Source organism: Sphaerisporangium siamense, assembly GCF_014205275.1.
Lineage (GTDB): Bacteria > Actinomycetota > Actinomycetes > Streptosporangiales > Streptosporangiaceae > Sphaerisporangium > Sphaerisporangium siamense.
Genome location: NZ_JACHND010000001.1, coordinates 4,435,332 through 4,453,020, shown reverse-complemented (window position 1 = coordinate 4,453,020; position 17,689 = coordinate 4,435,332). Strand labels below are relative to the sequence as shown.

At 68.9% G+C, this 17,689-nt stretch carries 21 protein-coding genes; 8 read left to right on the top strand and 13 right to left on the bottom strand.

The window, feature by feature from the left end; genetic code table 11:
* Nucleotides 1-20: 20 nt before the first annotated feature.
* The 3 genes from BJ982_RS20660 to BJ982_RS20650 all read right to left on the bottom strand — a co-directional run bounded on the left by BJ982_RS20660 (nt 21) and on the right by BJ982_RS20650 (nt 3,596).
* On the bottom strand, nt 21-1,262 hold the full coding sequence (locus tag BJ982_RS20660; RefSeq protein WP_184875953.1) for an IS701 family transposase: 1,242 nt from the start codon (nt 1,260-1,262) through the stop codon (nt 21-23).
* A gap of 594 nt (nt 1,263-1,856) precedes the next feature.
* Nucleotides 1,857-2,207 (bottom strand): ASCH domain-containing protein, encoded by a 351-nt coding sequence (locus tag BJ982_RS20655; RefSeq protein ID WP_203959389.1) that lies wholly within the window; start codon nt 2,205-2,207, stop codon nt 1,857-1,859.
* Between the two features lie 9 nt (nt 2,208-2,216).
* Nucleotides 2,217-3,596 carry an NsdA family TPR-like regulatory protein gene (locus BJ982_RS20650; RefSeq protein WP_507763473.1) on the bottom strand — a complete coding sequence of 460 codons (1,380 nt, stop codon included), beginning with the start codon at nt 3,594-3,596 and terminating at the stop codon, nt 2,217-2,219.
* Nucleotides 3,597-3,776: 180 nt separating this feature from the next.
* On the opposite strand from BJ982_RS20650, the gene BJ982_RS20645 reads away from it, so the two are divergent.
* From BJ982_RS20645 to BJ982_RS20615, 7 genes are all read left to right on the top strand, one after another.
* A complete protein-coding gene (locus BJ982_RS20645; protein ID WP_184882491.1) occupies nt 3,777-4,157 on the top strand; it encodes a hypothetical protein in 381 nt (126 codons plus the stop codon).
* Nucleotides 4,154-4,435 (top strand): hypothetical protein, encoded by a 282-nt coding sequence (locus BJ982_RS20640; RefSeq protein WP_184882489.1) that lies wholly within the window; start codon nt 4,154-4,156, stop codon nt 4,433-4,435. The genes BJ982_RS20645 and BJ982_RS20640 overlap by 4 nt, the downstream gene beginning before the upstream one ends.
* Entirely contained in the window at nt 4,432-4,836 is a 405-nt protein-coding gene (locus BJ982_RS20635; RefSeq protein WP_184882487.1) for a hypothetical protein, read from the top strand. Before BJ982_RS20640 ends, BJ982_RS20635 begins: the two co-directional genes overlap by 4 nt.
* Nucleotides 4,833-5,240, top strand: a complete 408-nt coding sequence (locus BJ982_RS20630; protein WP_184882485.1) for a DUF6907 domain-containing protein — start codon at nt 4,833-4,835, stop codon at nt 5,238-5,240. The genes BJ982_RS20635 and BJ982_RS20630 overlap by 4 nt, the downstream gene beginning before the upstream one ends.
* Entirely contained in the window at nt 5,233-5,547 is a 315-nt protein-coding gene (locus BJ982_RS20625) for a hypothetical protein (protein ID WP_184882483.1), read from the top strand. Before BJ982_RS20630 ends, BJ982_RS20625 begins: the two co-directional genes overlap by 8 nt.
* The gene (locus BJ982_RS20620) at nt 5,544-6,023 is read left to right on the top strand and encodes a hypothetical protein (protein WP_184882481.1); all 480 of its coding nucleotides are present in this window, start codon (nt 5,544-5,546) and stop codon (nt 6,021-6,023) included. The genes BJ982_RS20625 and BJ982_RS20620 overlap by 4 nt, the downstream gene beginning before the upstream one ends.
* A 75-nt stretch (nt 6,024-6,098) precedes the next feature.
* Nucleotides 6,099-6,239, top strand: a complete 141-nt coding sequence (locus BJ982_RS20615; RefSeq protein WP_184882479.1) for a hypothetical protein — start codon at nt 6,099-6,101, stop codon at nt 6,237-6,239.
* Between the two features lie 69 nt (nt 6,240-6,308).
* Here BJ982_RS20615 and BJ982_RS20610 read toward each other — a convergent pair whose 3' ends face one another.
* The 4 genes from BJ982_RS20610 to BJ982_RS20595 all read right to left on the bottom strand — a co-directional run bounded on the left by BJ982_RS20610 (nt 6,309) and on the right by BJ982_RS20595 (nt 8,457).
* Nucleotides 6,309-6,653: a hypothetical protein gene (locus BJ982_RS20610; RefSeq protein WP_184882477.1), complete on the bottom strand. Its 345-nt coding sequence runs from the start codon at nt 6,651-6,653 to the stop codon at nt 6,309-6,311.
* 331 nt (nt 6,654-6,984) lie between these two features.
* Nucleotides 6,985-7,305, bottom strand: coding sequence for a hypothetical protein (locus BJ982_RS20605; RefSeq protein WP_184882475.1), 321 nt, complete (start codon nt 7,303-7,305; stop codon nt 6,985-6,987).
* Between the two features lie 99 nt (nt 7,306-7,404).
* Nucleotides 7,405-8,190 (bottom strand): peptidoglycan recognition protein family protein, encoded by a 786-nt coding sequence (locus tag BJ982_RS20600; RefSeq protein WP_184882473.1) that lies wholly within the window; start codon nt 8,188-8,190, stop codon nt 7,405-7,407.
* Complete coding sequence (locus tag BJ982_RS20595) at nt 8,191-8,457, bottom strand: hypothetical protein (protein WP_184882471.1); 267 nt, start codon at nt 8,455-8,457, stop codon at nt 8,191-8,193.
* Between the two features lie 190 nt (nt 8,458-8,647).
* On the opposite strand from BJ982_RS20595, the gene BJ982_RS20590 reads away from it, so the two are divergent.
* On the top strand, nt 8,648-9,586 hold the full coding sequence (locus BJ982_RS20590) for a hypothetical protein (RefSeq protein WP_184882469.1): 939 nt from the start codon (nt 8,648-8,650) through the stop codon (nt 9,584-9,586).
* Here BJ982_RS20590 and BJ982_RS20585 read toward each other — a convergent pair whose 3' ends face one another.
* The 6 genes from BJ982_RS20585 to BJ982_RS20560 are packed head-to-tail and all read right to left on the bottom strand — an operon-like array spanning nt 9,587 to nt 17,662.
* Complete coding sequence (locus tag BJ982_RS20585) at nt 9,587-9,751, bottom strand: hypothetical protein (RefSeq protein ID WP_184882467.1); 165 nt, start codon at nt 9,749-9,751, stop codon at nt 9,587-9,589.
* The gene (locus BJ982_RS20580) at nt 9,751-10,302 is read right to left on the bottom strand and encodes a hypothetical protein (protein WP_184882465.1); all 552 of its coding nucleotides are present in this window, start codon (nt 10,300-10,302) and stop codon (nt 9,751-9,753) included. The genes BJ982_RS20585 and BJ982_RS20580 overlap by 1 nt, the downstream gene beginning before the upstream one ends.
* A complete protein-coding gene (locus BJ982_RS20575; RefSeq protein WP_184882463.1) occupies nt 10,299-13,124 on the bottom strand; it encodes a fibronectin type III domain-containing protein in 2,826 nt (941 codons plus the stop codon). Before BJ982_RS20575 ends, BJ982_RS20580 begins: the two co-directional genes overlap by 4 nt.
* On the bottom strand, nt 13,121-14,296 hold the full coding sequence (locus tag BJ982_RS20570) for a hypothetical protein (RefSeq protein WP_184882461.1): 1,176 nt from the start codon (nt 14,294-14,296) through the stop codon (nt 13,121-13,123). The genes BJ982_RS20575 and BJ982_RS20570 overlap by 4 nt, the downstream gene beginning before the upstream one ends.
* Nucleotides 14,293-17,439: a phage tail protein gene (locus tag BJ982_RS20565; protein WP_184882459.1), complete on the bottom strand. Its 3,147-nt coding sequence runs from the start codon at nt 17,437-17,439 to the stop codon at nt 14,293-14,295. Before BJ982_RS20565 ends, BJ982_RS20570 begins: the two co-directional genes overlap by 4 nt.
* The gene (locus BJ982_RS20560; RefSeq protein WP_184882458.1) at nt 17,393-17,662 is read right to left on the bottom strand and encodes a phage tail assembly protein T; all 270 of its coding nucleotides are present in this window, start codon (nt 17,660-17,662) and stop codon (nt 17,393-17,395) included. Before BJ982_RS20560 ends, BJ982_RS20565 begins: the two co-directional genes overlap by 47 nt.
* Nucleotides 17,663-17,689 lie beyond the last annotated feature (27 nt).

The following is a 17,689-nucleotide window of genomic DNA, read 5'->3' as shown; positions in this document are numbered from 1 at the left end:
GCGGATGACCTTGTAGAGGGTCAGGCCGGCGCAGCCGCTTTTGGGTCCAGGCGCAGCATGGTGATGAACAGGTGTGCGGCGGTGACCAGGGTGACGTGGCGGTGCCAGCCGGTCCAGGAGCGGCCCTCGAAGTGGTCGAGTCCAAGGCCGGTCTTGAGTTCGCGGTAGTCGTGTTCGATCCGCCAGCGGATCTTTCCCAGCCGGACCAGGTCGGCCAGATCGGTGCCGGCGGGCAGACTGGACAGCCAGTACTTGACCGGCTCGTCCTCCTGTTCGGGCCACTGGGCGATCAGCCACCGCTCCGGCAGAGTGCCGTCGCTGTCACGGGCGACCCGGTGCCCGGCCGGGCGCACCCGCAGAAAGACGAACTCAGAGCTCATGATCCCTTTGGAGCCCTCCCGCCAGGTGATCGGCACCGTAGCGGCCCGGCCGGCGGCCTGGACGTGCTCGGCCAGGCTCACCGCGGTACCCGGGTAACGCAGGCCGGTCCGGACCGGGGGCCGGCCACGCCCCGGCCAGACCCGCTCGACCGGCACCACCTCAGCAGCGTGGGCCAGAGCGTCACCCTTGACCTGCACGACGTACCCGATCCCGCGTTCGTCCAAGGCGCTGCGGAACCGGCTGTTGTCGCCGTAGCCGGCGTCCGCGGCCACCAGCGGTGGCCGCACCCCCGCTTCGGCCAGGGCATCGAGCATCTCCACCGCCATCATCCACTTGGGACGGTGATGCTCATCCTCGGCAATCCCGCAACGGCCCCGCCGGGCGAGGACCTGCGGACGGGTTTCGGCGCCGGCGGCCTGGTCATCCCATGACGCCGGAACGAACAGCCGCCAATCCAGCGGGCAGGAGGCGGTGTCGGTGACCGCGTGGACACTCACCCCGATCTGGCAGTTCGCCACCTTCCCCAACGTGCCGGAGTACTGCCGGGCCACACACGGCGAGCCCGTGCCGTCCTTAGGGAAACCCGTGTCGTCGACCACCCACGCCACCGGTCCCACCACCTCGACCGCCCGGCGGGCCACCCTGGCCCGCACCGCCCCGGTGTCCCACGTCGAGGTGGTCACGAACTGCTGCAACCCTTGGTGATCCACCCCCAGCCGCTCGGCCATCGGCTGCATCGACTTACGCCGCCCCTCCAGCAGCAACCCACGCACATACGTCAGCCCCTTGGCCCGCTGATCCGAGCGGGCCAAAGGCGCGAACATCTCCGCCGCGAACGCCTCAAGACGTTGCCGCACAACCGAAAGCTCATGAGGGGTCACCGCAGCATGAAACTACCCGCACCGCCACAGCACCCCGCGACACGCCGACCTAACAAAGCACTACTAGGCGTGGTCGACCTTCGCGAGCGCCGCCGGCGAAGCCTGGAGGCCGCTGGAATTTCTCCGCGACGCACCGGCACAAGATGAACAGAAGTTGACGTAATCCATACCGATGTCGCAAGTCCTATAGGAACGGTAAGGAAGCTTCCTTATTCTTCCTCCTCGTGGCCGATGCCACACCGGGCGAGGGCTCGGCCGCGCGAGCACCCGTGCGCTTCCCAGGCGCCACAGCCGCGCGGCCCCGCCCTCCTCCGAGGCCACCGCCAGGCGCATCCCGGGCGGCGTCAACCCCGCATAGGTCGCGCGGCAGCGCGCGGCCGACGGTGACGAGCTCGGCGCGTGCACAGCCCGGCATGCCGGTAAGGGCCGCGACGTGGCGGGGGATGCCGCCACCACCTGAACCGCCCATGCAGAATGCCCCGTCATCTCTGGCGGGGCGTTCTCGCATGTCCGGGAGGGGCCGCCCCACGGGCGCCCAGCAGGAGGTCCCGATTGCAACCGTCGCGGGCATCGCCAGAGTTGGCAGGCAGTCGCCTAGGTGGCTATATCGATCTCGATCGCGAGGACGCCGAGTCGTTCCTTTTCTGGCGGATAGATGCTGCGGATCACGGCGAGCAAGTTTTCAGGATTCTCGCCGAGGTCTCCGCCGATCAATCGGGGATCCTCGCGATCTAGCATTTCCTCGAAAGAGGCATACTCGGTGACCCGCGTCACTCTGGTCGTCACACGATCGTCGCCGGACACGAACGTCAACATGTGCCCAGGGCGGATCTTTCGCATCCTCGGGTAACCGACGCGAACCTCAACCGTCTTCGCGCCGTTCACAATGAGCTGGAAATAGGGCTTGCGAATGTTCAGCTCGCTCTTGGGTGCGGGGTCGTTCAACGTCACTTCCTAGGTCGTTATCGCGTTGCGGGACATCTGTACGAATGCCTCACGGAAGTGCTGCACAAGTCCTAGTTTGGGATACCGAGCGATCAGTACGCGGTCGAGATCACCTGCCCTGGATCGGACAGAATCAACCAGACGCGTGGTAGAAAGCGCTTGGCGTCCCAGGTCAGTGGCCTCATCCGGCGCGCCCAATGCGGCCATCGCGATGGCAAGGTCGATGCGTGCGATCGCCTCTCTGCTCGGAGAGCGAGCAGTGTCCGGGAGGGCTTCATGAGCGCTGATCGCCGATTGCGCGTACAGTTTCGCTTTCTCGAAGTCGCCACTTGCGGCGTCGCCGAGCCAGATATAGGACGATGCTGGATAAGCAGTCATCGCGAATGATGCCAAGTTGCCGGTGTCGACGGAGAAGCGCATCGGCGCACGAGCCGGAAGCCGCTCGTATCGTTGGCCGGCGTCGCGGAGGAGTTCTTCGCATTCCTCGCGTTGCCCGAGTCGGGCATGTGCACGGGCGGCCTGTGCGCGCAGCCGGATCGCCAAGGGATGATTTGGAGACGCCTTCGACATGCCCCGGCGAGCGGCATCGATCGCACGGGCGGGCCGGTCCATGTAGAGGGCGATCGATGCCATGGCGTCGGTGGCCCATGCGCACAACTCATCGTGCCCGGCTTGGTCGGCGTGCTCGAACGAGTCGATCGCCCATGCCTCGGCGGTCAGCGGGTCTCCGAGGTCATGAGCCAACCAAGCAAGCATTTCTGATAGCCACGCCGCATGCACATACAGCTCTCGCGCCTGTTTGAGCGTGGTCGGCCCTTGAATCATTTGCCCGACGCGGACTCGGTACGCCCTTGCCACGCTGAACAGCTCGATCGGCGACTCGATGCTGTAGCTGCGATTGAGCCCAGCAACAACCGCCTCAAGGTGCATGAGCGTGCCGGCACCAAGCGCGGTGACTCCTGCGCGTCGGGTGAACTCCATCGCGTCGCCCGCAGTTTCGCGTAGGACCCGCCGCAACATCTCGGGGGCTACGGAGACCAGCCCCAACTTCAGGACCTCGCGACGTTTCGTCGGCTCTACCTCCTCGACGAAACCTGTCAGAACCTCATCCTCAGCGTAACTTGGGGACGAGTCCACCGAATCGCTGAACAGAGCGCCCTCGTCCACTCCGAAGGCACGAGAGTACAGCGCGGGGTAGGGGTCTTTCGGCCGATGCCTGCCGGCCTCCCAGTCCTTGATGCGCCTGGTGACCGACTCACGCTCTGGCAGAGACACCCCCAGCGAGGCGGCGGCGTCGGCGATCTGCCTGGCCATCTCCTTCTGCGACCAACCCCGGCGACGTCGCTCATCGCGTAAACGCTGGGCGTACCGGGGTCTGCTATCGGCCACCACAAGCACCTCTTCACTGAGGTAAGGGGACACTCACCATGACCCAGTGTCCCCCATGCGCACCTCCCGTGCACGGAAGACCGCAGGTTGTGATGGATACCTGATGCGCCAGTAGGGCGGCCCCGGCCCGGTGCGCGAACACCGGGGGCCCGGGGCCTTGATCGGATGGAGGTCCGATCCATGCCACAGATTAGAGGCATTCGCGCTGTACGTGTCCGCTGGAGTGCGGACACCCCGCCCAAGCCGCTCGGGTGCCGTTGGTGTGGGCACCCGCCCTACTCCCACGACGCCACGAGCCTGCCGCACCGCCGTGCCCACCAGTGGGAGCAGCCGACTCCGGCGCAGATGCGCGCCCGTATGGCCTCCCGGCGACGCCTGGGCCTGTGCGCGTCCTTCCCGTCGGCCCCCGCGCGCCCGGTCGCGGTCCACCCGCCCGCCGGTCGCCTGCTGGACACCTCGGGCCGCCCCGTCGACGTCGTCGCGCACGGCCGGGGCCGCGCGCCCGACATCCCGACCACGGGCAGCCGGCGCCTATCGCACCGGCATGGAGCGGCGGCGTGAGCCGCCCGGCGGGGCGGCACGAGGAAGGCGCCCCCGTCACCGACGTCCAGCCGATCCGGTGGGACGAGGACAAGAAGGCCACGGCCGCACAGCTCGACCAGCTCGAACCGGGCTGGCAGGTGATCTACGGCCTGTGGAGCCGCCGCTACTACGCCTTCGCCACCTGCTGCCCGGTGGCCCTGATGGTCGACGCGCCCACGCCCGAGGAGCTGCGCGAGCGGATGCGCGAGGGCGAGATGGACGCGATGGCCGCGATACAGCCGGGGAGGGTGGCATGAGCCGCCCCGGCAAGCGCACACGCCGCGGCGGCGTACCGGACGTGTACGGCATGTGCAGAGGCGCCCGCACCGTCGGCGGGTACATGCCCCGCCACGGCGGGCACACCGGCGAGGCATGGCATATGGCACTGGCCGTGGAGTACCAGCTCGCCGCGCTCAACCGGGACTACCCCGCGTGGCGGATCACCTGCGTGCGCCGCTCGGACGGCCGAACTGGCGGCTGGTGGGCGTTCCGTCGCGCCCGGCTCGGCGCCGCCGAGCGTGCCGCCGGGCTGTACCCCTGCATCGCGCGGCGCACCGCGCTGGACCTGGTGATGGAGGTCTCGGCGCAGGACGACATCTCCGGCAAGCTCCGCGACAGCCTGGCCGTCGCGGTACCCGAGGGCGAGGGAAACCCATGAGCAGGCCCGGCGGCCCATCCAGCTTCCCAGGCGGACCCCGCCGGGCCGTCCTGCCCGATCTCCCCTCGACAGGCCCGGCGGCCGTCCCGCTTCCCGAGGGAGCGGACGCCGCCGTGCCGCCCGGCCCTTCATCCTGTCCTGACTGGTGCGAGGGGCACTACGACGACGACATCCCGGGCGTGCATCGTGGGCAGCTCCGCAGGGTGCCGCTGCTGTTCGCCGGGCGGCACGCGATGCTGTTCACCGACCTGGTGCAGTGCCCCGGCGAGGAGGGCCCACGCATCCACCTGCGGGTCGACGAGCGCCCCCTCGTGCAGCTGACGCCCGGCGAGGCCAGCCGACTCGGCATCGACCTGGTCGTGCTCGGCGACCAGGCCCGCGCGGAACGGGACCGCCGTGGGTGAGGCGCTGAAGGCGACCGCCGGGTACGCCGACCACGGACCGCACGTCCACCACCTCGCCGGCCGAGCCGCCGAGCGTCTGACGTGGCTGGCCTACGCGCCCCGCACCGACCGCGAGCGAGTGCTGCGCTGGACGTGCGGATGCCGCCTGGTCGTCTACTACCTGGTGGCCGGCGGCGGCCGGGCCTGGGTGCGCTGCGAGCGGCGCCGTCACATCCTCGCCCGGCCCGAAGTCACCGAGACCGAGCCAATGCGTCACGCCGACGCGGAACGGCTGTGGGAGCGAATCCTGCTTGGCCGGGCCCGATGATGGCGCCTCGTAAGGACATCAGCTGGCACGGCGAGTTCCTGCGTCTGGTGCGCGGCGGTCTGAGCTTCAAGGTCGCCGTCGGCAAGCTCGGCGTGAGCACCGCCACCCTCACCAAGCACTTCCAGGCCGACCCTGCCTTCCACTCCACAGCGCATCGCCTGCGGCATCGGCGGCTGTACGGCCCGCCCATCGACACCAGCTGGCACCCGCGGCTGCCGCCGCTCCTGGCCTCCGGGCTGTCCATCCCCAGGGCCGCGATCAGGATAGGCAGAAGCGAGATCACCGTGCGCAACCACCTGCGGCGCTTCACCTCGCTGCGCACGGCGGTCAACGAGGCACTACGCCAGGCAGGCCGCCCCCCGCTCTACGACGAACCGGCCCCACCAGCCCAGGGCACCGCCGAGCCCAACATAGCCGACGCTCCACCCGGACACCGGGCGGCGCTGGCTTCGGATCCTGCTCGGTCACGCCGATAGACGCGCGGCGGGTCTGAGCCGTGAGGGGCCGGGCCCGCCGCGTCAACTCCACCATCAGAGAAGAGGCACATCTCCTTGGAGCACCTCACCGGCGGCGACATCGCAGCGCTGACGATCGCCTTCCTGTTCACTGCGGGCTGCCTGGCGTTGGCGTGGGTGGCACACCGCGACAACCCACACGACCCCGACGAGGACCCCGACCGGCTCGACTGGTAGCCGAGGGGGCCTCCACAGCCAGGCGTGAGAGCCCGGTCGTGGCGGCCCCCGCGCGGCGCGCCTCGGCGGCTACGCGATGAGCAGCTCGGGAGCGAGGCCGTCCCCGAACTCCAGCCGGCTCCTGCCCCACGGCGCAGGCCGGCCGTCCACGAGGATCCGGCCGTCCGGCGTGCCGACGATGCTGTCATGGCAGGGGAGCCCCGGGTAGCGGGCGAGCTGCTCGGCCACGCGCTGCCGGGCCTTGAGGTAACGCGGGTGGGAGAGCAGCGGGGTGCCTGCCAGCCGGGCCTCCGCCTCGGGGCCGTCGACCGTGATACGGAACTCCCACTTGTGTCGCCGGCAGTACAGGACGTGCTGGGGCACCAACCTGCCGGTGGCGCGCCCCCCGGTCTCGTGGTCCCGATACGAAGTCACGCGCCACTCTGCCACGGTCAGCCCTGTGTAGCCGATCCGGTCAGTGTGGCCGTCGTAGCGGCAAATCACCTGACCATCGTCGTTGACGTTCGCGGTCATCCTCTTCCTCCATCTGTTGTGCCGAGGCTATGGTCGGGGACGGTGGGGTTAACGTCCTCGGCTCGTGGCTCCCGTCATGGTCGGCGACGAGGCGGGTTACTGTCCCCGCTCGCCTGTCGCCCCGGAGAGAACCACACTTTCCGGTTAAGGTCGCCTGGGCGATGCAGAAAGGCGGCCCCGCCTCCCTGAGGAGGACGAGGCCGGTCGTATCTGCCGGGTGCCCGACGCGTGTTTATCGCGCCGAGGAACCGAACCGCCTGGACGCCTGCGCGGCGGCCTGCATCGCGGGCAGCGCCGCTTGTGGCCCATACACCGGCTGCTTGCCCGACCACAGCAGCAGCTTCCCGATCCACGGATAGGCACGCTCCAGCCACCGGGCCGCGACGTAGTAGGCGAGCTGGCCGCCAACGACCAGCGCGCCGGACACCGCCAGGGTCGCGGACTCCGACAACTCTGCGGGGACGGCGATGCCGAGCCCGGCGGCCAGGCCGACCGCGCCACCGACGAGTTTGGACGCGGCCGTACGCGCCAGGCTGGTCAGGAAATTGGACATGACGTCCTCCTCAAATGAGGTCGAAAACAGAAGACCTGCGGGGTCTCCGCAGGTCCAAAGCGATCCGGTATGTGAGGCGGGATGAGATCGGGCCGCTTGTCAGGTGACCGGCAGCTCGAACGCCGCGCGCCAGGTGTCACGGCCGACAACGCCGTCGGCACCCAGGCCCTTCTCCTTCTGGAACGCCACGCACACCGCGCGCGAGGCGGCCCCGTAGGCGCCGTCCACGTCGATGGCCCAGCCGCGGCGCTTCATCTGCGTCTGCCAGACGCGCACGTCCTCGCCGCGGACCACCGGCGGGTAGGCGAGCAGCCGACCGGGGAAGAGCGGCGACTTGGTGCCGCTGGCCGGGATGGTCGGCGCAGGCGACTTCCCGCCAGGGCGCGGCGCTCCCTTGCGCACCCACGCGTACAGCGCACCCCCGGGGCAGTCGGTGGCGTAGCCGTCGCGGTGTCCCTTGATCTCGTGGCCGGCACCGCCGTGCTCGCGCAGGTAGTCGATCGCGTCCAGCACGCCGAGCAGCAGCTCGTCGTTCGGCTCGACGAGCCCGGAGTTGCCGACGAGGGCCAGGACGGCGTAGTGGGCGGAATTCAGGCCGGCCCCGTTGGCCGCGCACACGTGCCCAGGGCCGCGGCCGACGAAGACCTTGCGGTGCGGGCAGGCGACCATGCTGTAGCCGATATCGATCCAGCCGTTGCCGTTCATGTGGAACGCCTGCACCTGCCGCACCTTGGCGACGCACCGGTCATGGTCATCCAGGAGCCCCGGGTCGACACGGTCGCCGGTGTAGTGGACCTTGACGCCCTTGGTCGAGGACAGCGCGGAGTAGCTGCCTTTCGGCGGCCGGGCGCCCCACGCCTTGCGGGTGATCAGGTCGATGGACATTCAGCCTCCCTTGATGGCGGCGATGACGGAAGCCGCCCCAGCGATGAGAGCGGCGAGCGTAGCGAGCGGGAGAGCATACTTCCACTTCTCGATCGCGCGGATGCGGCCTTCATGGTCGTCGACCGCCTTGCTGGTGTTGCTCGCCTCGACCGTGCGCAGCCGGACCTCGTGGTCGTCGACGCGCGCTTTCTCGGTCGCGGTCTGCGCGATGACCACATCGACCTTCGCCTCGATGCGGGCGAGCCGCACATCGGTGTCGTCGCTCACAGAGAGTCCTCCGACATATGCCGAATCCCTGATAGGAACGGTCTTTTCGTGTCAACCTTGCGTGCGGCAGCGACGTCCTACACGCGCCCCCCGACGGAAGCGAGGAATCATGCAGTCGTTACAGGCGTTACAGGTCCGCTATGTCGCAGATACGGCTGAGCTGATCGGTGATGGCTGCTGGATCTGAGCCGTGTCGACCTCTCGCTTCGTGGTCATTGTCATCTCGCTGGTCTCGGCGGCGATCGTGGCCATCTGTGCCGTCACGATCGTCCTGGTGCTCAACCCGACATCCGGCAGTCAGGAGGAGCGCAGCCCCAACCTGGTCGCTGTCGCGCCGGCCGATGATGCCGAAGACCAGCCTCACACCGAGGCAGGCGCTCGTGGGGCCGCTCAGAAGCTGTTCGACGCCTACGCGGCAGGGAACTACGGAGCGTTCTGGGACGGCTGGACGATCGACGCCCAGGGCCTGATCTCCCGGAGGGACTACGCGCGACTCTTCGAGCTGTGCAAGCCGATCGCGCAAGGAATCCGCTATAACGTCCAATCCGCAATGGTGCAGGGCGACACCGCGAAGGTACAGGTCACCAGACTGATCGGCGCGTTCACCTATGACTTCAAGTACGAGGACGGCCGGTGGCGGTTCATCCCGGAAGCCGAGACTCAGGCCGACTACCGATCCAAGACCGTCGAGCAGCTCGCTGCCGAGAAGCAAGCATCGCGGACCTGCGCGAACAGCACCGCTCCCCCATCCGCGCCGCCAGCCGTGCAACCCACCACATCCGCCCCACCCGCCGAGACCCAGCAGACCAGCCAGCCTCAGGCACAACCCCCTGCGGCGGGCGAACGCAAGGTGCTGCTCACCGACAACGGCAATGGGCGGAAGAACACCCAGCAGTTCACCGTGGACGCCTCGTGGGCGCTCCACTACACCTACGACTGCTCGAAGACCTCGATCGGTACGGGCGGCATGTCGGCCACTCTGCTGGATGGAACCAAGTACGTAGACCTTGTGGTCAACGAGACCGGCGCGTCGGCGGACAAGACCACGCCGCAGTACAACGCAGGCTCCTTCCACCTGGAGATCACAGGACCCTGCCCGTGGACAATCGAGGTCGTGGATGTTCCATAGCTACTCCTTGAGTGCGGCCAGCTCGGCCCTGAGCTGGTCGCACTCCTCCATGACCTGCTCGGCGGCGGCCCGCCACTTCGCCGCCTCGCTCAGCGCCACGTTGCGCTGGGCCTCCACCTGCTCGACGTAGCGCCCCAGGTCGACCTGCACGGCCCCCTCCGTCATCACACCTGTCTCCCGATGGCGCGGCTCAGCATCTGTCTCTTGTCACGCATGCGGTCGTGGTCGGCCTGGTAGGTCGCTTTGAGCTGGGCGAGGCGTTCGTGGGCGTCCACCTCGACATCGGCCTCCGAGTCGATGTCGAGCGCGCGGAGCATGCGCCGCCGGCCCGGCTTGGGGGTCACGATCCGCACCTCGTTCTCTTCCACCCACGCGACGCGGGCCAGGTGCGCCTCCCGGGCCTGCTCCGTGGTCTCGGCGGTCTCCACGACGACCGGCCGCCCGTCCCGCACGTGCCCCGCAGCGGCCGCCGGGTCCGCGGCGAAGTTCCCCGGGAGCCGCGGCTCGGCGATGTGCAACTCCAGCATGGCCACGCGCAGCAGCTCGTCGATGTCGTCGGGGTCCAGGCCGTACATGACCGCGAGGTTCTCGAAGGTCTCGCTCGGCAGCAGGTACGGCCACAACGTCCCGTCCGGTTGGCGGGTGACGATCGTCCACCGCTCGACCCCGTCCGGATGCACCATCGCGTAGGCGTCGATGATCTCTCTCGTGATCACTGTTTCCATCCGAAGTAGCTGATCTCGTACTGGATCGGCGGCGTCGGGTTGTTCGCCAGGAAGGACAACCCGGAGTTGGTCCGCCCGTTGATGAGGTGGGCGTAGGTTCCGCCGGGGGTGTACAGCATCCCGGTGGTCGCGAAGACCGTGCCACCGGTGAAGGTCATCCCGTAGCTCACGCTCGCGCCGGCAGACCCGCCGGGGATGACCGCATTGCCTCGCGCGAACGCGCCGTCCCCGCCGGGCATGCCCAGGCGGCCGAAGAAGTCCAGCCAGCCGCTGCTGGTGGCCCGGTAGAAGGCGTTGCCGTTGTTGATGTAGCCGACGTCGACGTTGCTGCTGTCGATCCGGATCTTCGCGTTCGCGGCGGGCGCGTACCCCATCTCGATGTAGCCGTAGGCGGTGATGTACCCGCCGGTGGTCGCCGACATGGAGGCGTTCATCTGTTGCAGATCCCACCCCGCTGCCGACTCCATTCGCAGGCGGATCTTGCGGTCGGCTTGCTTGGCCGATCCGAGTTCGCAGGCGTGCGTACCGCCGATGTCCTGCGTCCAGTAGTGGTACTCGCCAGCGGCGAACTCCTCGTATAGCCGGATCTCCGGCTCGTACGCGCCGAGCGTCGGCCCAGGGTTGACGACCAGCCGTTTCGACGCCGTCTGCGAGCTGGTGACCTGGCCCACGATCAGAGCGGTGCCGTCGCCGGCGTTGAAATCGACGGTCTTGTTGCCGCCGACGTCGTACATCTCCAGGCCGGTGCTGTCGAGGACAACGCGGGCGCCGGTGAGGCCGGTGCGCAGCGTGAAGGTCCCGGTGTTCAGCAGGCTCACCGTTTCGAGGCCGCCCGCGTTGAACCCGTGCAGGCCGGTGGCGTTGAGCTCGACGCGCGCTCCCGAGGCGGCGGTGCCGATGCTCGCGCCGAGCAGCCAGTTCGCCGACACGGTCCCGGCGGTCACCTTGGACACGCTGAGGTCGGTGATGTGGGCGTCGTCGATGAGCAGCGCGGTCACCGTCGCGCTGTTGCTGGGCGCGGACCGGTTGCCGGCCATGTCCACGGCGATGACCTTGACGTGCCGCAGGGTGGTGTTCGACTCCGGTACGGTGCCGACCGCGGCGATCCCGGCCTGGAGCATGCCCGCGTTGGCCGGCACCTTGCCGCGCAGCGTGGTCGCGTCCGGCGTGAAGCCCGAGCTCGCGCCGACGTGGACCTCCAGGTGGTCCAGGTCCAGCTCGAGGTTGAAGGTCCCGCCTGACGCCTTGCCGAGCGTGTGGCTGACCTGGATGGCGATCAGCGACGCGGCCACGGTGGGCGGGGCTGGCGTGGACGGCGGGATGGTGTCGGGGTTCGCCGTCGCGCTCGCGGTCGTCGACCAGGAGCCCGTGTTGCCAGCCCTGTCGACCGCGCGGATCCGGAAGTCGTAGGTGACGCCGGGTGACAGGTCTCCGACGACGGCCTGTAGGTCGCCCCACGCGGCGTAGGCCGTCTCCCATGAGCTGGCCGGGGTGACCCCGTAGCCGATCTCGTAGTGGTCGCCGTCCAGGATCGTGCTGCCGTCGGCGTTGAGCGGCACCTGCCAGGCGGTGATGATCCTGGCGCGGGTGTTGCCGAGCCCGTCCAGGTACACCGACGTCCCGAACGGGTTCACCCAGGTCACCGTGCCCGGGATCGTCGAGTCCGGGATCGGCCGGTCTCCCACCGGCTCGGTACCGGCGTTGGTTAGCGACCGGCCGAGCTCGCCCACGGTGATGGAGGTCTGCCCGTCCTCGAAGGCCACGTAGTTGGTCAGGTCCAGCCAGGTGCCGGCCAGCGTCCGGTAGCCGACCGTCATGCCCTCGACGACCGGCCAGGTCGTTTCGACGGCGCGCAGCTTGATCGGGTTGATCCGCTGGCTTCGGAAGGTGATCTCGTTGTTGGTGTCGACGAGGCCGGACTCGGGGTCGTACACCCATACCCAGTCGCCGGGGCGGAAGGTGCCGCGGATTTCGTAGTCCTCGGCGGAAAGGCGCAGCGCGTTGCGGGTGCCGGTGAAGCGGTTGAGCTGGAGCTGGGCCCTGGCGGCCGCGTTGCCGGTGGCGGTGCCGGACTCGCTGATCACCCGGGTCCGCTTCACTGGCTGGCCACGCAAGTCCACGTAGGGGTTCGAGGCGATGTTCGCGCTGCCGGTGGCGACCGCGTCGCCCTCGCCCTCAGCCAGCAGCACCACACGGGACGTCCAGTCCTCGACGTCGCGGGTCAGCTGGATCTCCCCCGGCAGGCCCGTGAGGGTCAGGTCGCGGCCGGCGCCCTTGCGGACGATGACGCACTGCGGCGAGGTGAGCCAGAGGTTGGCGGCCGGGCCAGCGTCGAGGGTGCCGTTGCCGTTGACGCGCCACTCCGCGCCCATGGTCTGGCAGACGTAGTCGATGGCCGAGCGTCTGCTCTCCCACTGGTGGCGGCCGGTGTAGGTTCCCGCGACGCTGAACAAGGTGCCCTCGATGACGGCGGTGCCCGAGCCGAGCAGCGCGCGGATCGCGTTCGGGAAGGTCTGCCCGGTGATGGTGACCGGGGACTCGAGGACCTCCCCCTTGTCGTCGGCGTCACCGAGCCAGACCGCCATGCCCTGTCCGCCGATGACCTTGCGCTCGTCGACGTCGCGGCGGGTCAGCACGCCGACGTAGCGCGCCATTGTCAGAAGGTTGTCGCCGTACTCGGCCGGATTGACCCGGCCCGGCACTATCGCGACGTGCCCGAAGAAGTCGAGGTCGTCGATGATCTCCTGAGGTGTCTCCGCCGACAGGGTTACGCCCCACGAGCCGAGCGCCTGGATGACCTCGGTGACGCTCATCGCCTCACCGCCCCCGTCGTCTCTGGCATCGCCGCGATGTACTGGTCGCGCAGGTTCGTCGCCTGGTCACCCGACACCGCCGCGGCGCCGCCGGCCACCACGCCGAGGTAGAAGTCCATCGCGGTCACCGAGGTCTTGGTGAGGCCGCCGTTGGCGTGTGCGGTGAATGTCCGCGCGCTGCCGCAGGTGGCCCGGTTGCTGTTCGCATCGTCCGTCGACCGCACGAGGTAGGAGGTGTTGTTGGTCATCGTCTCCGCAGTGGCCAGGTAGACGCTGATCGTCCCGGAGTCGCCGCGTTGGAGATATCCCTCGATCAGCCGCGAGCCACGCCGCACGGTGAGGTCCAGGGCGACGCGGCCAGGCGAGCGGGAGTCGGTGAGCCGCAGGCTGCACGCCTCGGGGTCGTTGCGCAGGATCGACGCCGAGTCCCACGAGGTGATCGGCCCGGCGCCGATGTCGACGTTCCAGACCTTCGGCCGCCAGGCGCCGCCGGTGTACGACGCGACCTCCAGGGAGCCGGCGGTGAACAAGAAGCTGGCCCGGACCAGGCCGTTGCCGATCTCCCACTGGGATGCGGGGACCTGCTGGTCCAGCCCCGTCACCTCGCGGCCCGGGAACCCGGCCAGGATCCGCGCGCGGCCGCGCTGGTAGTCGGCCACCGCGCAGCCCCACCGCGGCGACACCCCGGCCGGCACGCCCCGGTAGACCGTCATCACCCCGTCGACCCCGGTGCGGGTCATCGTGCTCGGGATGGTCGAGCCGGTGAAGTAGCCGTAGTGCCCGGGCGGTGGCGCGTGCCACCGCTCCCCCGCTAGCGAGAAGTCGTTCGCTCTCACGGCCCCGGTCAACCGCGACTCCAGGTCGATGATGCTGTCGGCGCCGTGCCGGAGCAGCGACAGCTTCCATTCCACGATCCCGGACTCGCCGCCGTAATCGCGCAGCGTCGCCGAGGAGCTGGTCACCGTGGCGTACCCGTTCCGCTCGCTCTTCGGCACCAGCTGCACCTGCACCACGCTGCCGCGGAGCCCGAGGATGTCGATGTGCCTGGCCACCGCCTCGGCGCGGGTCAGCGCCCCGGGGTAGGCCTCCACGCCCGAAAGCTCCAGCGTCTGCTCGCCGGTCTCGGCTACCTCGAAGCCGTCGGTCAGGGTGACGCGGCCCACGACGCTCACGACGCCTCAACCTCGAGCCGGCGCAGCCCCTCGCGGATCTGGATCATCAGCTCCCGCCCGGCCGCGCCGAGGTCCTTCAGGTCCACCTTGGCGCCGTTGAGGTTCAGCACGAAGTCCCCCTGGATGATGGGCCCGCTACCCGTCCGGCCTCCTGCGCCGACGGCCACCGGGGCCGCCGAGCCGGTAGCGGCGAGCACCGGCGGCCCGCCCGCCGTGGACAGTGCAGGCTGCACGCTGATCGTGGCCACGGCGGCCATGCGCTCCGCGGCGCTGGCCACCAGACCCGACGCGGCGTCGATGCCCATCGCCAGGCCGGCGGGGATGAACTTTCCGAGGGCGGCGAACACCTTGCTCGGTGAGGCGATGCCGAGGGCCTGCTTCACCCAGTCCGGCATCATCGACGAGAAGAAGTTGTAGATCGAGTTCTTCAGCCAGTCGAACATGCCGACCATGCCGTTCCAGAACCCGACGATCAGGTTGTGGCCGACGCTGCCGAGCAGGTTGCCCATGTTGCTCAGCGCGCCGAGGATCTGCCCTGGCAGGCCTCGGACCCAGTTGAGCAGGTCGTTGAACTTGGCGATGGCCCAGTCCTTGGCCCTGCCGAACCAGTCGGCGAACATGGCGGGCAGGCCAGAGATCCACTTCGTGATCCCGTTGATCAGGTCGGGGATGATGCTGTGGCCGATCAACGTGTCGTAAAGCCATTGGAAGATCCCGACGACCAGTTTGATCGCCCACGTCACCTTGTCGACCAGCCAGGCGAAGACGGGGATCAGCTTCTCCAGGATCGACCCGGCGAGCTTCACGACCCAGGTGATGAGCGGCGCTATCCATGCGATCACGCCGGCCAGCACGGGCAGCAGCGGGGTGATCGCGGCGACCAGCTGGGCGATCGCCGACACCAGCGCGACTGCGACCGGCGCCAGCGCCTTGATCAGTTCGACGGCGACCGGCAGGAGCGCGACCACCAGCTGCCCCAGCGCGGGCAGGATCGGCGTCAGCGCGGGCAGCAGCTGGAGGAAGGCGCCGATCACCGAAAGGAGCGACGGGGCGATCTGGATCAGCGCGTCGAGCAGCGCCTTACCCACCATCTGGGTCATCTGCGAGATCACCGGCAACAGCGGCGTGATCGCCTGAACCAGCAGGCCGATGGCTGAGACGAAGAACTGGCCGATGGTGGCCGCGATCTGCGCGACGATCGGGATCAGCGGCGTGATGGCGGGGACGAGCCCGGACACCAGCTGAGTGATCAGCTGAGCGATCTGCGGCAGCAGCGGCGCCAGCGCGGGCACCAGCGAGTTGATCAGCGTCGCGGCCAGGCCGATCAGCAGGGGGATCACCGGCGACAGCGCCTGAACAGTCTGGGCGAAGGCGCCGACTAGCAGCTGGATCGACGGCAGGATCGCCTGCACGCCGCTGGTGAGGCTGGTGGCGATCAGCACGGCCAGCTGTCCGATCACTGGCAGCACCGGCGACAGAGCTTGGATGATCTGCGCGAACGCCCCGACCAGCGTCCGGATGGCGGGAAGGATGGCCTGCACTCCCGCCGCTAGCGTGGTTGCGATCAACGCGGCAAGCTGGCCGATCACCGGAAGGAGCGGTGACACCGCGACCAGAACACCGGAGATCGCCTGGCCGATAGGTCCGAGTGCGGGTGCCAGAGCGGCGATCCCCGTGGCCAGTGCCTTGCCGAACGCCTCAATTCCGGGCAGCAGCGAAGCGATCGCGGGACCGATGGCGGCCAGCACTGGCGCGAGAGTCGTGAACACGGCGCCGATGGCATGGCCGAGCGGCAGCAGCGCGGGGGCCAGCGCCTGGACCGCCTGGCCGATCCCGCCGATCACCGCAGTGATCCCCGGTCCGAGAGCAGCGATGGCGGGACCGATGGCGTTGATCGCCGTGGTGAGCACCGGTCCCACCACGGTGGCTATGGCGGCGATCTGAGGGGCGATCGCGGCGATGGCCCCGGCCAGCGCCACGAATATCGGCGATAAAGCCGCCCCGACTTGAGCAAGCGCCTGGAAGATCGCGACCAGCATTTGCTGGCCCTGCGCCGACTTCAGGAACGTATTCACCCGGTCGAGCAGTTGACCGACAACGCCGAGCGCGCCCGTGCCAGCCGTCTGCATCGCGGTGAAAACCGACCTTGCGATCCCACCGACGTCGCCCAGGATCGCGCCGAGCTGCTTGAACACCGCCAGCGCGTCGTTCATCCACTGAAGGGCCTGACCAGAACCCGAGATCTGCGACAGCCACGCGCCGAACCGGGCCGAAGCATCGCCGATGCCGATTGACAGACCGCGCAGGAAGTTGGCGCCGACAACGGCGAGATCCAGGAACCCGGCGAGCAGAGGCTGAAGCCCGCCCCCGAGGCCCGTCAGGACTCCACTGGTGCTACCGAGAATCGAGTTGAACTGGCGGACGCTGTTCTCGGCTGTGGCGAAAACCAGCACCTGGCGGGCGAAGTAGCCAAGGTTGTTCGCCAGCCCTTCAATCCAGGGCTGAGTGCCGCGCAGGAGATCGACGAAGTGGCCGAGGCTCCCGTTGAGCTGGGAGAAGAATCCCGTCTGGGCGGCCTGCTGGAATTCCTTCATCGCCGGGACGGTGGCTTTGAACTCCTGAGCGAAGTCGCGCGCGGCCGGCGTCAGCTTCTCCAGCGCGGACTCGAACTTCTTGGCGTCGTTGTCGTAGGCGGCCTTCATGGCGTCGCCCACCGCGTAGAGGCTCAGCTTCAGCACGGCGTTGATGGCGATGAAGCCCGCAACAGCGCCCGGCACCGCAGCGAGCGCTCCTGCCGCCGGAGCCAGAGCGGCGACCAGGGACAGCACGCTCGACGCAGCCGACGCGGCGCCGGCAGCTAACGTCGCCATCGCCCCGGCCGCCGCGGCGTACTTAGCCACCGACGCGGTCACTCCGACGGCCAGCGACCCGAGCTGACGGCCTACGCCGGCCAGGTGACCGCCGAGGCCAGAGGCGGCATCACCAAGGCGGCCAAGGCTGAGGTGGAGTCCACCGAAGGACTTGTTTGCCCGGTCCGCTCGGTCGGCCGCCTGCTCCAGGTTCCGGTTGACCTTGGCGATCCCGCGGTCGGTGTTCTCAGAAACGGTCAGGCGGATCAGGAGGTTCTTGATCGCGTTCGCCAACGCCGGCCTCCTCGGTGGGGGGCTCCCACGCGGGGAGGAAGTCGGCAGGTTTCAGATCGGGCCCCTTGGAGGAGTCCCGCATCACGTTCACCACATGGAAGGCGATGAGGGCGGCCAGGGCGTCATCCCGGCCGGGGCCGATCGGCCCGTACAGCCCCTCGTAGACGGCCCACTCGGCGAACTCGCGAGCGGACATGCGGCGCAGCAGCTCGGCGACGGTCATGCCGCCCAGCGCGAGGGCCAGCCGGTG

What these genes read in the sequence shown, in the direction of transcription:
- BJ982_RS20560 (WP_184882458.1), bottom strand. Translation starts at nt 17,662, where the DNA reads ATGACCGTCGCCGAGCTGCTGCGCCGCATGTCCGCTCGCGAGTTCGCC.
- BJ982_RS20585 (WP_184882467.1), bottom strand. Translation starts at nt 9,751, where the DNA reads ATGACGGAGGGGGCCGTGCAGGTCGACCTGGGGCGCTACGTCGAGCAG.
- BJ982_RS20600 (WP_184882473.1), bottom strand. Translation starts at nt 8,190, where the DNA reads ATGTCCATCGACCTGATCACCCGCAAGGCGTGGGGCGCCCGGCCGCCG.
- BJ982_RS20605 (WP_184882475.1), bottom strand. Translation starts at nt 7,305, where the DNA reads ATGTCCAATTTCCTGACCAGCCTGGCGCGTACGGCCGCGTCCAAACTC.
- BJ982_RS20645 (WP_184882491.1), top strand. Translation starts at nt 3,777, where the DNA reads ATGCCACAGATTAGAGGCATTCGCGCTGTACGTGTCCGCTGGAGTGCG.
- BJ982_RS20630 (WP_184882485.1), top strand. Translation starts at nt 4,833, where the DNA reads ATGAGCAGGCCCGGCGGCCCATCCAGCTTCCCAGGCGGACCCCGCCGG.
- BJ982_RS20620 (WP_184882481.1), top strand. Translation starts at nt 5,544, where the DNA reads ATGATGGCGCCTCGTAAGGACATCAGCTGGCACGGCGAGTTCCTGCGT.
- BJ982_RS20635 (WP_184882487.1), top strand. Translation starts at nt 4,432, where the DNA reads ATGAGCCGCCCCGGCAAGCGCACACGCCGCGGCGGCGTACCGGACGTG.
- BJ982_RS20575 (WP_184882463.1), bottom strand. Translation starts at nt 13,124, where the DNA reads ATGAGCGTCACCGAGGTCATCCAGGCGCTCGGCTCGTGGGGCGTAACC.